Source organism: Allobranchiibius sp. GilTou38 (genome assembly GCF_017565325.1).
Lineage (GTDB): Bacteria > Actinomycetota > Actinomycetes > Actinomycetales > Dermatophilaceae > Allobranchiibius > Allobranchiibius huperziae.
In genome coordinates this window covers 338,356-353,406 of record NZ_JAGEKN010000005.1, presented here as the reverse complement: position 1 = coordinate 353,406, position 15,051 = coordinate 338,356, and the positions used below count along the sequence as shown (strand labels likewise).

At 69.8% G+C, this 15,051-nt stretch carries 14 protein-coding genes and 1 tRNA gene; 5 read left to right on the top strand and 10 right to left on the bottom strand.

Translation table 11 applies throughout. From position 1 onward, the window contains the following. Nucleotides 1-317 precede the first annotated feature (317 nt). From JOB34_RS05165 to JOB34_RS05145, 5 genes are all read right to left on the bottom strand, one after another. Nucleotides 318-1,781, bottom strand: a complete 1,464-nt coding sequence (locus tag JOB34_RS05165; protein ID WP_208051685.1) for a sugar porter family MFS transporter — start codon at nucleotides 1,779-1,781, stop codon at nucleotides 318-320. Between the two features lie 123 nt (nucleotides 1,782-1,904). Further along, nucleotides 1,905-3,461, bottom strand: a complete 1,557-nt coding sequence (locus tag JOB34_RS05160; protein WP_208051684.1) for a glycosyltransferase family 39 protein — start codon at nucleotides 3,459-3,461, stop codon at nucleotides 1,905-1,907. A gap of 160 nt (nucleotides 3,462-3,621) precedes the next feature. Then, nucleotides 3,622-3,711 (bottom strand) — tRNA-Ser (locus JOB34_RS05155). A gap of 59 nt (nucleotides 3,712-3,770) precedes the next feature. Beyond that, nucleotides 3,771-4,271, bottom strand: a complete 501-nt coding sequence (locus JOB34_RS18055; RefSeq protein WP_208051683.1) for a LytR C-terminal domain-containing protein — start codon at nucleotides 4,269-4,271, stop codon at nucleotides 3,771-3,773. Further along, nucleotides 4,268-4,561, bottom strand: coding sequence for a type II toxin-antitoxin system VapB family antitoxin (locus JOB34_RS05145; protein ID WP_179478533.1), 294 nt, complete (start codon nucleotides 4,559-4,561; stop codon nucleotides 4,268-4,270). Before JOB34_RS05145 ends, JOB34_RS18055 begins: the two co-directional genes overlap by 4 nt. Nucleotides 4,562-4,632: 71 nt before the next feature. Between JOB34_RS05145 and JOB34_RS05140 the strand changes: the two genes are divergently transcribed. Next, on the top strand, nucleotides 4,633-6,183 hold the full coding sequence (locus JOB34_RS05140; protein ID WP_208051682.1) for a helicase HerA-like domain-containing protein: 1,551 nt from the start codon (nucleotides 4,633-4,635) through the stop codon (nucleotides 6,181-6,183). A 24-nt stretch (nucleotides 6,184-6,207) separates the two neighbouring features. Here JOB34_RS05140 and JOB34_RS05135 read toward each other — a convergent pair whose 3' ends face one another. The 3 genes from JOB34_RS05135 to JOB34_RS05125 form a co-directional block, all read right to left on the bottom strand. Further along, nucleotides 6,208-6,999 carry a LytR C-terminal domain-containing protein gene (locus JOB34_RS05135; RefSeq protein WP_208051681.1) on the bottom strand — a complete coding sequence of 264 codons (792 nt, stop codon included), beginning with the start codon at nucleotides 6,997-6,999 and terminating at the stop codon, nucleotides 6,208-6,210. Between the two features lie 208 nt (nucleotides 7,000-7,207). Next, a complete protein-coding gene (locus JOB34_RS05130; protein WP_208051680.1) occupies nucleotides 7,208-8,587 on the bottom strand; it encodes an amidase family protein in 1,380 nt (459 codons plus the stop codon). After that, entirely contained in the window at nucleotides 8,584-10,044 is a 1,461-nt protein-coding gene (locus JOB34_RS05125; protein ID WP_208051679.1) for a cytosine permease, read from the bottom strand. Before JOB34_RS05125 ends, JOB34_RS05130 begins: the two co-directional genes overlap by 4 nt. 142 nt (nucleotides 10,045-10,186) lie before the next feature. On the opposite strand from JOB34_RS05125, the gene JOB34_RS05120 reads away from it, so the two are divergent. After that, entirely contained in the window at nucleotides 10,187-10,684 is a 498-nt protein-coding gene (locus tag JOB34_RS05120; RefSeq protein ID WP_208051678.1) for a GNAT family N-acetyltransferase, read from the top strand. A 130-nt stretch (nucleotides 10,685-10,814) separates the two neighbouring features. Next, entirely contained in the window at nucleotides 10,815-10,964 is a 150-nt protein-coding gene (locus JOB34_RS05115) for a hypothetical protein (RefSeq protein ID WP_208051677.1), read from the top strand. Nucleotides 10,965-11,048: 84 nt separating this feature from the next. On the opposite strand, the gene JOB34_RS05110 is transcribed toward JOB34_RS05115, so the two are convergent. After that, complete coding sequence (locus JOB34_RS05110; protein WP_208051676.1) at nucleotides 11,049-11,867, bottom strand: M55 family metallopeptidase; 819 nt, start codon at nucleotides 11,865-11,867, stop codon at nucleotides 11,049-11,051. A gap of 189 nt (nucleotides 11,868-12,056) precedes the next feature. Here JOB34_RS05110 and JOB34_RS05105 point away from each other — a divergent pair, with 189 nt between their 5' ends. Next, on the top strand, nucleotides 12,057-12,851 hold the full coding sequence (locus JOB34_RS05105) for a DUF4118 domain-containing protein (protein ID WP_208051675.1): 795 nt from the start codon (nucleotides 12,057-12,059) through the stop codon (nucleotides 12,849-12,851). Between the two features lie 10 nt (nucleotides 12,852-12,861). Here the strand turns inward: JOB34_RS05105 and JOB34_RS05100 are convergent, their stop codons facing one another. Beyond that, a complete protein-coding gene (locus JOB34_RS05100) occupies nucleotides 12,862-14,277 on the bottom strand; it encodes an HNH endonuclease signature motif containing protein (protein ID WP_208051674.1) in 1,416 nt (471 codons plus the stop codon). 318 nt (nucleotides 14,278-14,595) lie between these two features. Here JOB34_RS05100 and JOB34_RS05095 point away from each other — a divergent pair, with 318 nt between their 5' ends. Beyond that, entirely contained in the window at nucleotides 14,596-15,012 is a 417-nt protein-coding gene (locus JOB34_RS05095) for a cupin domain-containing protein (protein WP_347813729.1), read from the top strand. Nucleotides 15,013-15,051: the final 39 nt, after the last annotated feature.

Here is a 15,051-nt window from a genome sequence, read left to right as displayed (position 1 = left end):
TGATCCAGTTCGGCAGCGCGTTCATCGTCACGTTCATCTTCTCCGCCGCGATCATGGCGCTGGCGTACTCCACCCGCCTGTCCCGCGTCTCGGTCGACCGCTACATCGCCGACTCCCAGCGTGAGGCGCAGATCGAGGAGGAGACCCTGGCCGGCTGACGGTCAGCGGTCACGCCCCGGGTCTCCCGGCGCGGGTATCAACGCAGAACGCCCACCCCGCCGTACGGCGGGGTGGGCGTTCTGCGTTGGTGGCCAGTGCTGCAGCCCTGGCCGCAGACGTAAGAGGCCCTCGCGGCGCCGCGCTCGACGGACCGGTGATCAGCGGCCGGTGGGCTCCGGTGTGGGGGTGGACGTGGTCGTGCTCTCCCGGAACGTGCCGCCGGTCATGTCCTCCAGCTCGGTGCCGTTGGTCTCCGGGATCATCGCGCGCACGAAGAAGTAGGAGATCAACGCGAAGACGGCGAATCCGCCGTACACGAAACCCAGGCCGACCCGGTCCGACAGCCACGGGAACGACACCGTGACGATGAAGTTGAAGATCCAGTTGGCCGCGGTGCAGATCGCGATGGCGTAGGAACGCTGCCGGTTGGGGAACATCTCCGACAGCAGCGTCCACATCACCGGGCCCCAGGTCGCGGCGAAGAAGATGACGAAGAGGTTGGCGCCGATGAGCGCCACGATGCCCCAGGTGTGCGGCAGCGTGATGTTCTTGCCCGACCCGGAGGCGTTGAAGAACGCCGCGGACGCCAGGGCGAGGCCCACGAGCATCCCGGCGGAGCCCACGAGCAGCAGCAGCCGGCGACCGAAGCGGTCCACGAAGAGCAGCGCCACGAAGGTGAAGGCGACGTTGATGACGGCGGTGATGACCGAGGTCTTGAACGAGTCGCTGTCGGAGAAGCCGACCGAGCGCCACAGGGTGGTGGAGTAGTAGAAGATCGCGTTGATCCCGACGAGTTGCTGCAGCGCCGCCAGCACGATCCCGACCCAGACCAGCGGTTTGAGTCCGAAGCGGTCGCCGGCGATGTCGGCGAAGCTGGTGCGGTCCTCGTTCTGCAGGGACTCCTTGATGGCCTTGATCTTGTGGTCCGGATCTTCGTCGCCCATGGTCTGCAGCACCGAGCGGGCGCCGTCGGTCTCGCCCACGCGCACCAGGTAGCGGGGCGACTCCGGCAGCAGGAAGGACAGGACGCCGTAGACCAGCGCGGGCACGGCGCCGACCAGGAACATCCAGCGCCAGGCGGTGATCCCCAGCCAGGTCGCCTTCGATGCGCCGCCCGCGGAGTTCTGCACCAGATCGTCGGACAACAGGGCCGCGAAGATGCCGATGGTGATGCCGAGCTGGTTGATCGAGGTGAGTCCGCCGCGCATCCGGGCGGGCGCGATCTCGGAGATGTACGCCGGGGAGATCACCGACGCGAGACCGATCCCGACACCGCCGACGACCCGCCAGAACATCAGCTCGCCGATGTTGCCCACGAAGGCCGAGCCGATGGAGCTGGCGAGGAAGAGCACGGCGCCGAGCAGCATGACCTTCTTGCGGCCGAGGCGGTCGGCCAGCTGGCCGGCGTACCAGGCACCGGCGGCGCAGCCGAGCAGTGCGATGGCGACTGCGAAGCCTTTGACGAAGGCGCTCAGGCCGAAGCCGCTGTTGATGGCGTCGACCGCTCCGTTGATCACCGAGGAGTCGAACCCGAAGAGGAAGGCGCCGACGGCGGCGGCGAGGCTGGCGGCGATCACCTTCCCGTGACCTGTGCGAGGTGCTCCGGCGACGGCCTGGCTCATACCTGGGGTTCCCCTCGATCGGTCACGCACTTCTACGCACCGTATCGCCTTGTGAGGCAGAAGGGTTGAGCTGCAACCGGGGCGCCTGTCCGAGCAGCCACGGGACGGCGACACGAGTGTGCATCAGTCGTAGTGGCGCACGTCCCGCCAGATGGCGGACCAGGGCCGGGGCACACGGCACAAGAGGACGGGCATCCCCTGTTCCTGGTTGTCCAGGTGGTCACCGTTGTCGATCCGGGCGAGGGTCGCGCAGCCGGTGAAGTACGGCGCGGCCTCACTCCCTTCGTACCCGAGCAGGAGCACCGAGGTGTCGTGGTCCGGTGGCGAGGGCCACTCGCTGTACGCGTTCTGGCCGCTGTAGGCGTGGGGCAGCCCATGGGCTGCCCCGAACAGGTTGATGTCGGATGCCTCGCCGTAGTTGCCGGTGAAGACCGCAGTGGCGCTCCGACGTGCCGGGGGGATGGATCGCCACGCGGCCGCCACCGCGGTGGTGAACCTCGGCCACCCCACCTCCTCGCCGATGTCGGGGTTGAGCGCCATCGCCAGACTGCCCTGGAGCGAGCGCTGCGGCACGACCGGGAGCGCAACGCCCGCCGAGATCAGGGCGGACACCGCGACGGCGACGATCAGCAGCGCGTGCCGCAGCATCGATCGCCCACGCCTGAGCCATTCGACGGTCGATGTCGCACCGAGGCCGAGGAGCGCGGGATAGACCCCGGCCAGGTAGTAGGCCTTTCCGTCGCCGAGCAGGTAGACGACGGCGAGCACGGCGTACGTGAGAGGGACGAAGCGGGCCGTGCGCAGACCCGGCCGCCGCCACGGTGCGACCAGCCCGGCGATCCATACAGGGACCAGCACCGGGCTGACCATGACCAGCTGGAAGGGCAGGAAACCGACGCGCCCACCCTCGGCGGAGCCGGCGACGTTGCCCGCCACGGTCAGCTGCGGCCAGCCGTGCACGGCCTGCCAGACGACGTAGGGGCCGGCGATGACGACGGCCGCGACGACACCTACGGCGAACCCGCGGGTCCGCAGCATCGTCCGCGGGCCGACAGCGGCGAGGACGATGACGGCGACGACCGCCACCAGGGCGACCTGCGGCTTGAACTGGCAGCCCACGCCGGCGGTCACCCCTGCGAGCACGAGATCCCGGTTGCGGGCCCGGGCGGCGCCCGTGCTGTCGTGCCGCACGGCCCGGAGGAGGAGCCACAGCAGGACGGTCGTGGAGAGCAGGTCGAAGGTGGTGGTGGAGACGATGTGGCCGACCGCGAGCGCGAAACCCGACACGGCGGTGCAGGCAGCTGCGACGAGTTCGCCCCGCCGGTCCGCGCCCACCTCACGGGCGATGAGCGACGCCACCAGCGTGGTCGCCGCGCACGCGACCGCCGACGGCAGCCGCAGGACGACGAGCGAGCCCGGGTCCAGATGGTGCACCAGCCACGCCAGCAACGGCACGAGTGGCGGCTGATCCGGGTAGCCCCACGCCGGGTGCCCACCGGACACGATGAAGTACATCTCGTCGCGGTGGTAGCCGTAGCCCCCGCTGAACGCCGCCAGGACGGCGAACTGGACGGCGGCGACCGCTGCGGCCGGCCCGGATGACCGTGAGCCGTCGAGGCCACCCGCAGGCCAGCTGCCGCGGTGTCCTCGGCGAGCCGGTCTGCCCTGAGCCAGAGACACGGTCCAGTGTGCGTCCGACCGGTCCCCGGGGACGTCCGAACGGGCGATCTCAGGGAGCCTCGGCCATGTCCATTGCGCTCCGGGGGTGGAGCCGCCGGGTGGCACGGGCACCGGGTACGACGAAGCCCCGGGCGGCTGCCCGGGGCTCGGTCGTACCTACTGGCGGTGGCGGTGGGATTTGAACCCACGGTGGAGTTACCCCCACACACGCTTTCGAGGCGTGCTCCTTAGGCCGCTCGGACACGCCACCGCCGACGAGGGTACCCGAGGGCTGCGGTCGGGACGAAATCCGTTACCCCATGCGGTCCGTCAGCAGGATGTCGACGGCGAAGCGGTCGGTACGTCGGCCTTGAACTCCTTGCCGAGCACCAGGTCGACGGAGGAGTCCGAGCGCCCGTCGCGGGCGAGCGTGGCTCCGGGGACGCGCGGCAGGACATAGCGCCTGGCGAAGTCCTCGCCGGTCGCGCCGAAGCGGATCTGGGCGACGCCGTCGACCCTCTGCTTGTACGGGTCGTTGCTGATCGAGCCGATGTCGAAGCCGCCGGACGCGAATTTGGCGGCGACATCGCGGGCGCTCCCGCTGGTGTCGGAGGCGTTGTAGACGTTGAGCTTCGCCAGCGCTTGGGGGAGGGCGAGGGTGGTGCACGACGGGGTGGACGGCCCGGTCGGGGCCGCGCTCGGCGGGCTGATGTTGCGCACGGCGTACACCAGGCCCGCGATCACCAGGATCGCGGCGATCCCGAGGACGACGGTCGCGCGGATCCGGCGGCGCCGGCGAGCGGCCTGCAGACCGTTACCGGTGCTGCTCACAGCGACAGCACCCGGGCGTGCAGGACCGGACGCTGCTGCAGGGCCGCGCGCAGCGCCCGGTGCAGGCCGTCCTCGAGGTAGAGGTCGCCGCGCCACGACACCACGTGGGCGAAGATGTCGCCGTAGAAGGTGGAGTCGACCGCGAGGACCAGCGCCAGGTCGAGCGTGCGCTTGGTGGTGATCAGCTGCTCCAGGCGCACGATCCGGGGAGACACCGCGCTCCAGTCGGACGGTGTCTCCAGCCCGTGGTCAGGGTAGGGGCGCCCCTCCCCGACAGCCTTGAAGATCACGGCCCGATGCTACGGGGATCGCTGCACGATTCCCCGTAGCCTGCGGCTCCCACGCCGCTATCGTCGCTTCCATGGCCACCTCGGAAGACGCCCTCGCCCAGATCAAGGCCGGCTACGGATTCTCCGGCGCCGCACTCGAGCTCGGCGCCGCCGTGACCGACGGGAAGGCGCATCCCGACGTCCCGGTCCGGTTGCCGCTGTCGATGATGAACCGCCACGGTCTGGTCGCGGGTGCCACCGGCACCGGCAAGACCAAGACACTGCAGTTGATGGCCGAGCAGTTGAGTGCCCAGGGGGTGCCGGTCTTCCTGGCCGACATCAAGGGCGACCTGTCCGGCGTCGCGACGGCGGGCCAACCCGGTGACCGGGTCACCGCCCGCACGACCGACATCGGTCAGCAGTGGACGCCGACGGCGTACCCGACCGAGTTCTACGCGCTCGCCGGCCTCGGCAAGGGGGTGCCGGTCCGCGCGACCATCACCTCGTTCGGGCCGACCCTGCTGTCGAAGGTGCTGGGGCTCAACGATACCCAGGAGTCCAGCCTCGGACTGGTCTTCCACTGGGCCGACAGCCAGGGGATGTCGCTGCTGGACCTGAAGGACCTGCGCGCGGTGATCTCCCACCTGACCTCCAAGGAGGGCAAGGCGGATCTCGAGGGCCTCGGCGGGCTGTCCTCGGCCACGGCGGGGGTGATCCTGCGCAACCTGGTGGCGTTCAGCGACCAGGGCGCCGACGCGTTCTTCGGCGAGCCGGAGTTCGACACCGCGGACCTGCTGCGCACCTCCTCCGACGGTCGCGGCGTGGTGAGCTGCCTGGAGCTGGCGGCGGTGCAGGACAAGCCGGCGCTCTTCTCGACGTTCCTCATGTGGCTGCTGGCCGACCTGTTCCACGACCTGCCCGAGGTCGGCGACATCGACAAGCCCAAGCTGGTCTTCTTCTTCGACGAGGCGCACCTGCTCTTCGACGACGCCTCGAAGGCCTTCCTGGACGCCATCCAGCAGACCGTGCGGCTGATCCGCTCCAAGGGCGTCGGCATCTTCTTCGTCACCCAGACCCCCAAGGACGTGCCGAACGACGTGCTGGCACAGCTGGGCAACCGGGTGCAGCACGCGCTGCGCGCCTTCACCCCGGATGACGCGAAGGCGCTCAAAGCGACCGTGCAGACCTTCCCGCACAGCTCCTACGACCTGGAGGAGCTGCTCACCCAGCTCGGCACCGGCGAGGGCGTGGTGACGGTGCTTTCGGAGAACGGCGCACCGACCCCGGTCGCGTGGACCCGGATGCGGGCGCCCCAGTCGCTGATGGCGCCCAGCCCGGACGCGACGATCGACGCGACGGTCAGCGGATCCTCCATCGTGGGCAAGTACGCGCAGGCGATCGATCGCGAGTCGGCGTACGAGATGTTGAACGCCAAGCTCCAGCAGGCGCCCACCCCCGCGGAGGCGCCGGCGCCAGCGCCTCAGGAGGCTCCGCGTTCGGCCCCGCGTGCCAAGGAGGACAAGGGCATGATCGCGAACGTGGCGGGGTCGCCGGCGTTCAAGTCGATGATGCGCTCGGCGGGCTCGGCGCTGGGTCGGGAGATCACCCGGAGCCTGTTCGGGACGGCCCGCCGGCGCCGCTGAGCGACGCGCAGCAGGCCGCTCGGGTCAGGAGCAGGTGCGGCTGGGCTTGGGCACCGGCGGGGCCGTCGCCTGAGCCGCTGGCACCAGCCCGGAGAACCGGTAGTCCAGCACCAGGTCCACGGAGGAGTCGGTGCGCCCGTCGAGCACCAGCTTGGCGCCCTCGACCGACAACGCGACCCGCCGGGCCGCGGGCTCGCCCTTGGCGCCGTACCGCACGATCGCGATGAGCTCCGGGTTGAAGCTGCCGAGCGGATCGTTGCCGACCCGGTCGGTCTTGAAGCCGCGGGCGCGCAGCTCCTTGCCGACGGTGGTCGCCAGCCCGGGCCGCGCGGTCGTGTTGTAGACGTTGACGGTCACGCTCTTGGCGGCCGGCGGGGGCAGCGCGGCGAGCTGGAACGACGGTCCGAGGACCAGGTCGATCGAGGGGTTGGTGCGACTGTCGTCGTAGAGGGTGGCGTGCTCCACCTGGGTCGCGAGCGTCAGCGCCATCTGGTAACCACCTGCGCCGTAACGGATCTCGGCGTACGTCGGGGTCGGCCGGTTGTCGTCCTGCGGATCGCTCGCCGTGCTGATCACCTGGAAGCCGCGCCACGACAACGCGGTGCCGACCTGCCCGGCGAGACCCTGGGTGTCGGACGCATTGAGGACGTTGACGTGGATGTAGGACGCGGGGATCGCGACCGTCGGGGTGGGGGTCGTGGTGCACACGGGCTTCTTGGCCGGCGCCGCCTCCTGGTCGCCGCACCCCGCGAGCACCATCGAGCCGGCCATCAGTCCGGCCGTCGTGAGAAGGGCGAGCCGCCCCCTGGTACGCATGATGCCTATCTGCCCCTTGTGACTCTCTGTCCCGGAACCCAAGTGTGCCGCTACACGAGCCGATCGAGCCAGCGGCGCGCCCAGCCGTTTCCCTCTTGTGACCACCCAGGCTAGGGAAGCGAGGTGAACGGCGGGTGACGTGCGCTCGGGGGCCACGTCGGTGCCCGCAGGTCGCGCTCTCAGCCGGTCGGATCGGGCGACGTAGGCGTCAGGACGGCTCCATCAGGTGCTCGATGGCCGCGGCCGCCCGCAGCACCACGTCGTCGGCGAAGCGGGTGCCGACGACCTGCATTCCGACCGGGAGCGCCCCGGCCGGACCGATGGGGACGCTCGCGGCGGGCAGGCCCGCGAGGTTGGCGGGCAGGAGCAGCGCGCACCACGCGTCGAACCCGTCGGGGACCGCTCGGCCGGCCACGGTGGCCGGGCCGAGTCGGTCGGCGGCGAAGGCCGTCACGGGGAGGGACGGAGTGAGCAGCACGTCGTACTCCGACAGGAACTGCAGCCAGGAGGTGGTGAAGCGGCTGCGGGCGGCTTGCGCGTCCAGGTAGGCACGGGCGCTGACACCAGCGCCCGACTCGATGATGGCGGCGGCGTCGGCGCCGATCAGATCGGGTCGGTCGGCGAGCAGTTGCCCCTGCGAGGCGTTGCCCTCCGGCAGCGCGGTGGCGTCCCAGAGCGCGCAGACGTCGACCGGGTCCGGGTGCACCAGATCGATCCTGACGCCGGACCGCCGCAGCGTGTCGAGCGCCCGCTCGAACGCGCCCCGCACGTCGTCGTCCAGGTCGGACAACCCGAGCGTGGCGGAGGCGGCGATGCGCAGCCCGCGGAGCGAGGCGCCACGCACGGCGTCGAGGAAATCGAGTGGCCGGGGCGGCGCGACGCTGGTCGGGTCCTGCGGTGCGGGGCCGCTGAGCACCGTCATGGCCAGCGCCAGATCCCGCACGCACGACGCGATCGGTCCGACGACCGACAGGCTCGGCCATCCGCGGAACCCCGGCGTGGTCGGCACCAGCCCGAAGGTGGGTTTGAGCCCGGCGACTCCGCAGAAGCCGGCCGGGATCCGGACCGACCCGCCCCCGTCGCTGCCGAGCGCGAGGCGGGCCATGCCGGCCGCCACCGAGGCAGCTGCACCGCCACTGCTCCCGCCCGTCGTACGGGACAGATCCCGCGGATTGCGGGTCGTTCCGTACAGGTCGTTCGTGGTGACGCCGCGGTAGCAGAACTCCGGGTTGTTGGTCTTGCCCAGCACGACTGCGCCGGCCTCCAGGAGCCGGTCGACGGCCACGGCCGAGGTGCCGGGCCGGAAGTCGGCCAGCACGCGAGATCCGTTGGTGGCCGGGGCTCCCGCGAGCCAGATCTGGTCCTTGATCGACACCGGCACCCCGGCGAGCGGGCCGAGCTGCTCGCCGGTGGCGACGCGTCGATCGACCTCCGCGGCCTGCGCGAGCGCCTCGTCGCGCAGCACGACCGTGTACGCGTTGATCTCACCGTCGCGGGCCTCGATCGCCGCGAGGCACTCGAGGGCGGCGTCCACTGCGCTCAGGCGTCTGCCCGCGATCGCGTCGGCGACCTCCCACGCGCTCGTCACAGGGTGCCCTGCACCGCAGCGCGCTCCAGTTCCTCCTGCTCTTCACGGGCGACGCGCGTCTCGGCCTCGACGTCGATGTTGCGGGCCAGGAACCAGTAGAGGAGCCCGGCGACCGGCAGACCGATGAAGAAGGAGATGTCGACGTCGTGGATCGATTTGGCCACGAACCCGGTGTAGAGGCTCCCGACCACGAAGAACGGTGTCATCGCGATGAATCCGACCAGGTAGGAGACGATCCCCGGCCAGCCCCACCGCCCGTACATCCCGTTGGGTTTGAAGATCTCGGCGATCGCGTAGTGCCCTCGTCGCACGACGTAGTAGTCGACCAGGTTGACGGCGGTCCAGGGGATGAAGAGGTAGAGCACCAGCAACAGGAAGTTGTTGAAGTCGCTGAGGAAGTTCGACGTCGCGACCAGTGCGCCCAGCAGGGACAGCACCGCGGTGAACGCGATGGTGGCGATCCGGATGCCGAGAGTCGGCTTGACCTTGGAGAAGGAGTCGACAGCGCTGATGAGGGTCAGCGAGCCGCCGTACATGTTGAGCGCGATGACCGAGACCAGGCCGAGCGCCGCGAGGACCAGGACCACATCGCCGAATCCGTTGAAGAAATGGTCACCGACCTCCTTCAGCTCGGCGATCGCGTTGCCGCTGAACGCCTTTCCCTTCCACGCCGCGAGCGTGGCGCCGATGACCATCATCCAGGCGCCGCCGATGGCCGACCCGCCGTACGTCCAGTAGAAGGTCTTGCGCACCGTGACGTCCGGCGGCAGGTAGCGCGAGTAGTCCGATACGTAGATGGCCCAGCTGATCTGGTAGCCGGCGACCACCCCGAACTGACCGAAGAACGGCGCCGCCTGGAAGTGCCCGAGGTCGAACGTGCCGGCCGGGTAGTGCAGCGTGAAGAGCAGGACCGTGACGATCCCGAAGACGATGAGCATCGCGTAGGTGAGGATCTGCTCGGCCCGGTGGATCAGGTCGTAGCCGATGATCGCGATCGCGACACCGATGACCGTGATGATCACGTGCCACGGTTTGATCCATGACGTGCCGGTGCTCTTGGACATCGACTCGCTGGCAAGCACGGTGTTGAAGACGTTGAACCCGGCGTACTGCACGTAGGCGAAGAGCCAGACGAGGAGCGCGCCCAGGTACCCGAACTGGGGCCGCGACTGGATCATCTGCGGCAGACCGAGCTGCGGGCCCTGCGCGGAGTGGAACGCCATGAAGAGCGTGCCCAGCAGTGTGCCGACCACGATGGCGATGATCGACCACGGCAGCGTCGCGCCTTCGGTGATGCTGATGAGGCCGACCGCGAGGGTCGCGATCTGCGCGTTCGACATGAACCACAACGGCCCGAGATGCCACAGCTTGCCGTGTCGTTCGGTGAGCGGCACGTAGTCGATCGAGCGGGATTCGATCCCGCCGGCCCGCTGAGCGGGTTCCTTCGTCTGCGTCATGGGTCCACTCTCCCGCGAGATGCATTGTTACTGCTGGGTATTCCGTACGGCGCGCGTCGCAGAGGAGTGCAGGTCCCCGGACGTCGCCCGAAGGACGGGGAAATCGCTTGTGTGGGCGGGACCCGGCTGATGCGATCGTGACGTGCCCGAACCCAACTTCACCAGCGCGGGCGGATCGCCCGATGCCTACGGCGTCCGCGTCGTCCGGGCGAACGACGCCGCCGCCGTCGCCCGCATCCTGGCCACCCTGCCGCAGTGGTTCGGCATCCCTGAGTCGAACGACCACTACGTCGAGGCCGCCGCGTCGATGCCGTCCTATCTGGCCGTGACCGACGACCGCGTCGTGGGCGTGTTGCTGACGACGACTCATTTCACGGAGGCTGCCGAGGTCTATCTGATGGCCGTCGACGCGGCGTACCGACGCCGGGGCATCGGCACCCGGCTGATGGAAGCCGCGCGGGCAGAACTGCGCCGCGACGGCGTCCGCCTCCTGCAGGTCAAGACGCTCGGTCCGAGCCGGCCGGACGAGAACTACGCGGCGACCCGTCGCTTCTACGAACACTGCGGATTCACCCCGTTGGAGGAGCTGCTGCAGCTGTGGGAGGGCAATCCCTGCCTGCTGATGGTCGCGGCGCTCTGACCCCGCGTCCCAGGTCTGCCGGCCCGCTCCCGCCGAACCAGGGCGCCGCCGCCACATCGGCCCTAGCCTGAGGTGGTCCGCGCCGGGGAGTGCGGACCGGCGATGCTGATGGAGGAGAGGAAGTCTCACCATGACCGACGGGAAGCGGCCGATGTTCGAGAGGAAGCGGGTGGGGTACGGCGTCCGTCCCGCGTCCCCGACCGGGTGGCTGGTGGCGTTCCTACCGGGCCTGATCGTGCTGGTCGTCGTGCTGGTGGTAGTCCTGGTCGTGGCACGGTGACCGGCACCGCGGCAGGTCGCAGCCGATGCGGCTGTGCCGACGGCGCCGGCCCTCGCCCGCGCCATCGCGACGTTCGTGAAGTGATCAGGGAGCACCGAGCGCAGCGAACACCTCGATGAGCTCGTACGCCGCGGCGATGTCCGCGGCGGTGAAGCCCAGAGTCAGCGGGCCACGCAGTTCGACCCCGGGGATTCCCAACGCGCGCTCGGTCATCGACGGCCGGAGGACGTCCACCTCGAGGTCGACCGGGCCCTGGAAACGCGGCGCCTGCACATCGCCGAGGCGCGTGAGGGCCGTATGCGTGGCGGTCTCGATCCGGCGGCACGACTCCAACGGGTGCAGCCCTTCGGCGGCCCGGTTGCCCAGCGCCGTCTTCACCACGACCGTGGTGATACCGGGCACGATCGAGGCGGCCTCGGCGGCGAGGGTGTCGTCGCCGGTCGCGAGCACCGGGACCGCGCCGTGGTGCGCAGCCAGCGCCGCGTTCAGTCCGAGCTCGCCGAGTTCGACACCGTTGCAACGGACCTGGGCGATGACGCCGCCGCTGATCGTGTGCGCCAGCACGGAGTCCGGCGTCCCGGCCATGCCGTGGTAGCCGACGAAACAGACCGCGTCCACGGCGCTGTCTATGCCGGTCATCATCGCCAGGCGCCGCGGTGAACCCCGCAGCAGCGTGCACCCCTGCTCCAGACGGTCCGGGATCAGGTTCCGGAACCGTGCGTGTGCGTCGCACACCACGACCTCGGCCGCGGGGTCGTGCGCCAGCACGCCGCGTACGACCGCGCTCGCCTCGTCCGTCATGTAACCGCGATTGCGTTCGTACTCCGTGTTGCCGGGGCTGATGTCCTGCGGGTCCACGACTCCCGCAACACCCTCCATATCGACCGACACCAGCACCCGCACGACACCCTCCGATCGGCTCTGGACCTTTGCCCGCCATCCTGCGGGACGAAGGCGCAATCACCTAGCACAGGGCCAGGCCATTAACGAATCTTGATGCGCCGCAGGGTCGCTCATCCGGCCGATCGGGATCAGACTGGGAGGAGAAGACATCGGAGCAGTGCCGCTCCGGGTGGAAGGAGAGTGATCCTGATGACCGGCCGGAAGCGTTTCGAACCGTCGGCGTGGGCCCAGGCCGGGTGGTGGACCACAGCGGTGCGTGTCGGCGCGGCAGTCGGTCCGCTCGTCATCTGTGCGCTCCTCGCGACCGACCGCAGAGACATCACGCCGGTCATCGCGGTCCTCGTGCTCGTGCTCTGGGTGGTCGCAGCCGCCGCCACTGCCGACCGGCTGGCCGCGCTGATCGCCGCCGTGTCCGGAGGCGTCTGGTTCGACTTCTTCCTCGCCCGGCCCTACCACCAGTTCGCGATCGCCGACACGGCTCACGTCGTCGCGACGGTGCTGCTCGTGCTGATCGGCATCGCCGTCGCCGAGCTCGCGCTCTGGGGCCACCGTCAGCAGGCCGGAGCCGCGCGCCGTTCGGGTTATCTGGACGGGCTGTTGGCGAGTGCCGCGGCGATCAGGGACGGCAGCGCGCCCACCCGGGCGGTCACCGAGATCGCCGCTCAGCAGATCGCCGACACCCTGAACGTCGAGCGGTCCACCTTCGTCGACGGCCCGATCCGCGATGCGCGGATCGCCGTCCTGGAGCAGGACGGCACGGTGGTCCGGGGCGGTCGCCGGGTCGACGTGACCCGGATCGGGCTGCCCACCGACGAGTACGTCGCCATCCCGGTGCAGCGGGGACAGGCGGTCCTCGGCTACTTCCGGGTGTCGTCCGCGACCCATGTGCGGCATCCGAGCTCCGAGCAGTGTCGGGTCGCGGTCCTGCTCGCCGATCAGGTGGCCGGCGCGTTCGGAACGGCGAGCTCGGTGAGCACGGACTAGGCCCCGCGAGTCATGCGGCCGGTCTCTGTCCGGGTCGGCTGGGCATCAGTCCGGGGGTGAGGTCCCAGGTGACACCGGTGGTGGTGACCTGGGCGGTGAGCAGGTCGCGGTGCACGATGGTGTGGTGGCGGGCGCACAGTAAGGCTGCGTTGGTCAGTGTTGTCTGTCCGCCGGCCCACCAGGGCCTCACATGGTGGGCATCGCACCAGTCGGGTGGTCGGTCGCAGCCGGGGAAGGTGCAGTGCTGATCCCGGTGAATGATCGCGGTGCGTAAGCCGCCGGTAAAGAGGCGTTTCGCTCGCCCGACGTCTAGGAGTTCGGAGTCACCGCCGAGGACTGCGGGGATGAGGTCGGCGTCACAGGCCATCCGTCGTAGGGTGCCGGCGTCCAAGTGGTCCCCGCCGGTGGTACGGCCGATGCCCGGCAGGTACGTCGGGTCGGATTCGCCGTTGGCTGAACCGCATTGGCCGAGTCGGCCCGCGTTGCGAAGGCCCTCGTACAGCGTTGCGTAGTCCATCGTGACCAGGATTTTGGCGGTCCCGCCGAACTCCCCGACAGGTCGCGGTGCGGTGCCGTCCAGCACCCCGGCCGCAGTGTCGACCAACCGCACCAGCGCGTCCGCGCGCCGTTTGGCCGGGGTGCGGGTGTCTCGTTCCAGCGCACCCGTCCCGGTTTCTAGCCGGGCCCCCGCGCTGGTCGGGGACTCTTGTGGCGCAGGCGCAGGCGTGGGTGCGGAGAGGGCACGCAGGGCGTGTTTGACCACGGCGGCGTGCCCGCTCGAGAGTTCGGCGACGAACCTCGTTGACCCGTTGGGCAGGTCGGCCCAGAACACCGACTCGCACTCCTGCTGACGTTCCTCGTCCCGCACGAGCTGCTGCGGGGCGTACTGACCCAGGATCCGGGTGGTCAATTCCCGCAAGGTCCGCCACCCGTGATCGGACAGCGACAGGTACCGCCCGAGCAGGTCATCGCGACCTGCGGTCGGCAGTTGCGGCAGGATTCGGGGCACCTCCCGCAACGCGGCAGCGGCCACCGGCACACTCGCCGACCCGGTCGCGAGGGCCTCGGCCACGACTCGGTTGCGCGGATCGGCGCAGTCCACGCCCACCGTCCCGACCCGGCGCACCACGACCGGGTCCACACCAGCCGCTTGCCGGGCCACCCACGCCGGAGCACCCGTCGCGGTGGAGTTCACCACGGTCCCGCGGCTCAGTGCGTCCGCGGTCGCCAGAGCCGCGACGTTCTCCATCCGGGCGCCCATCCGCAGCATGCCCCCGACGACCTCGCCCAGTGCCGCTTCGTCCAACTGCCACAGGGCGCCCGGCCACTCCTGCAACGCAGCAGTGAACTCCGCCATGAGGGCCATCAACCGAGCGCCCGTGCCAGGCGCTGCGGGACCATGAATGTCGGTCGTCGACTGCGCCATGGCCCTCCTACGCTGGTGACGGCACCCCTTGCCATCTACTGTGAATCATACGCGTGTTCGATATCGATGGCAAGGGCAAATACGATCAAAGATGCTGCGAATGTTAGTTATTCGCCAGAGGTATGCATCACCAACCTCTTCTCGTCGGGCGTGTGAGGGGCCTCAGCCGAAGCCCACGCGGCGATCGGTGCCCAGATGGTGCAGCGGCCGCCCGGTAGTGCGTTCTGCAGGGTGATCAGGACCGGTCGCCGATCCTGGTGGTGTCCGGGACAGTGGTGGGGTGAGCACACCGACCAGCACCACGACACGGAGACACTCGTGAACAAGAACCCCCGCACCGCGACCGTCAAGACGCCCGCGCAGAACTTCACCGGCGACGTGTGGATGAATCCGCTCTTCGACGGCGACGGCACGTCCCGGTTGGTCTGTGGACACGTGCGTTTCACCCCGGGGGCGCGCACCAACTGGCACTCCCACTCCAACGGGCAGCTGCTCGTGTGCACCGACGGCGTCGGGCTGGTCGGCACCCGCGACGGGCGCGCGGTCCTGCTCCATGCGGGGGAGAGCGTGTGGACCCCGGCCGGCGAAGAGCACTTCCACGGCGGCACCGCCGATCAGATGATGTGCCACTACGCGATCCTCGACGGCAGCGGCGAGGCCGACGCGACGACGTGGTTGGAGCCGGTCACCGACGAGCAGTACGCCGCGGCCGAGGCCGCCGCGAGCACGAACTGACCAAAGTCGCGCGCGCCGTTGAAGGCGTGACCCGATGGC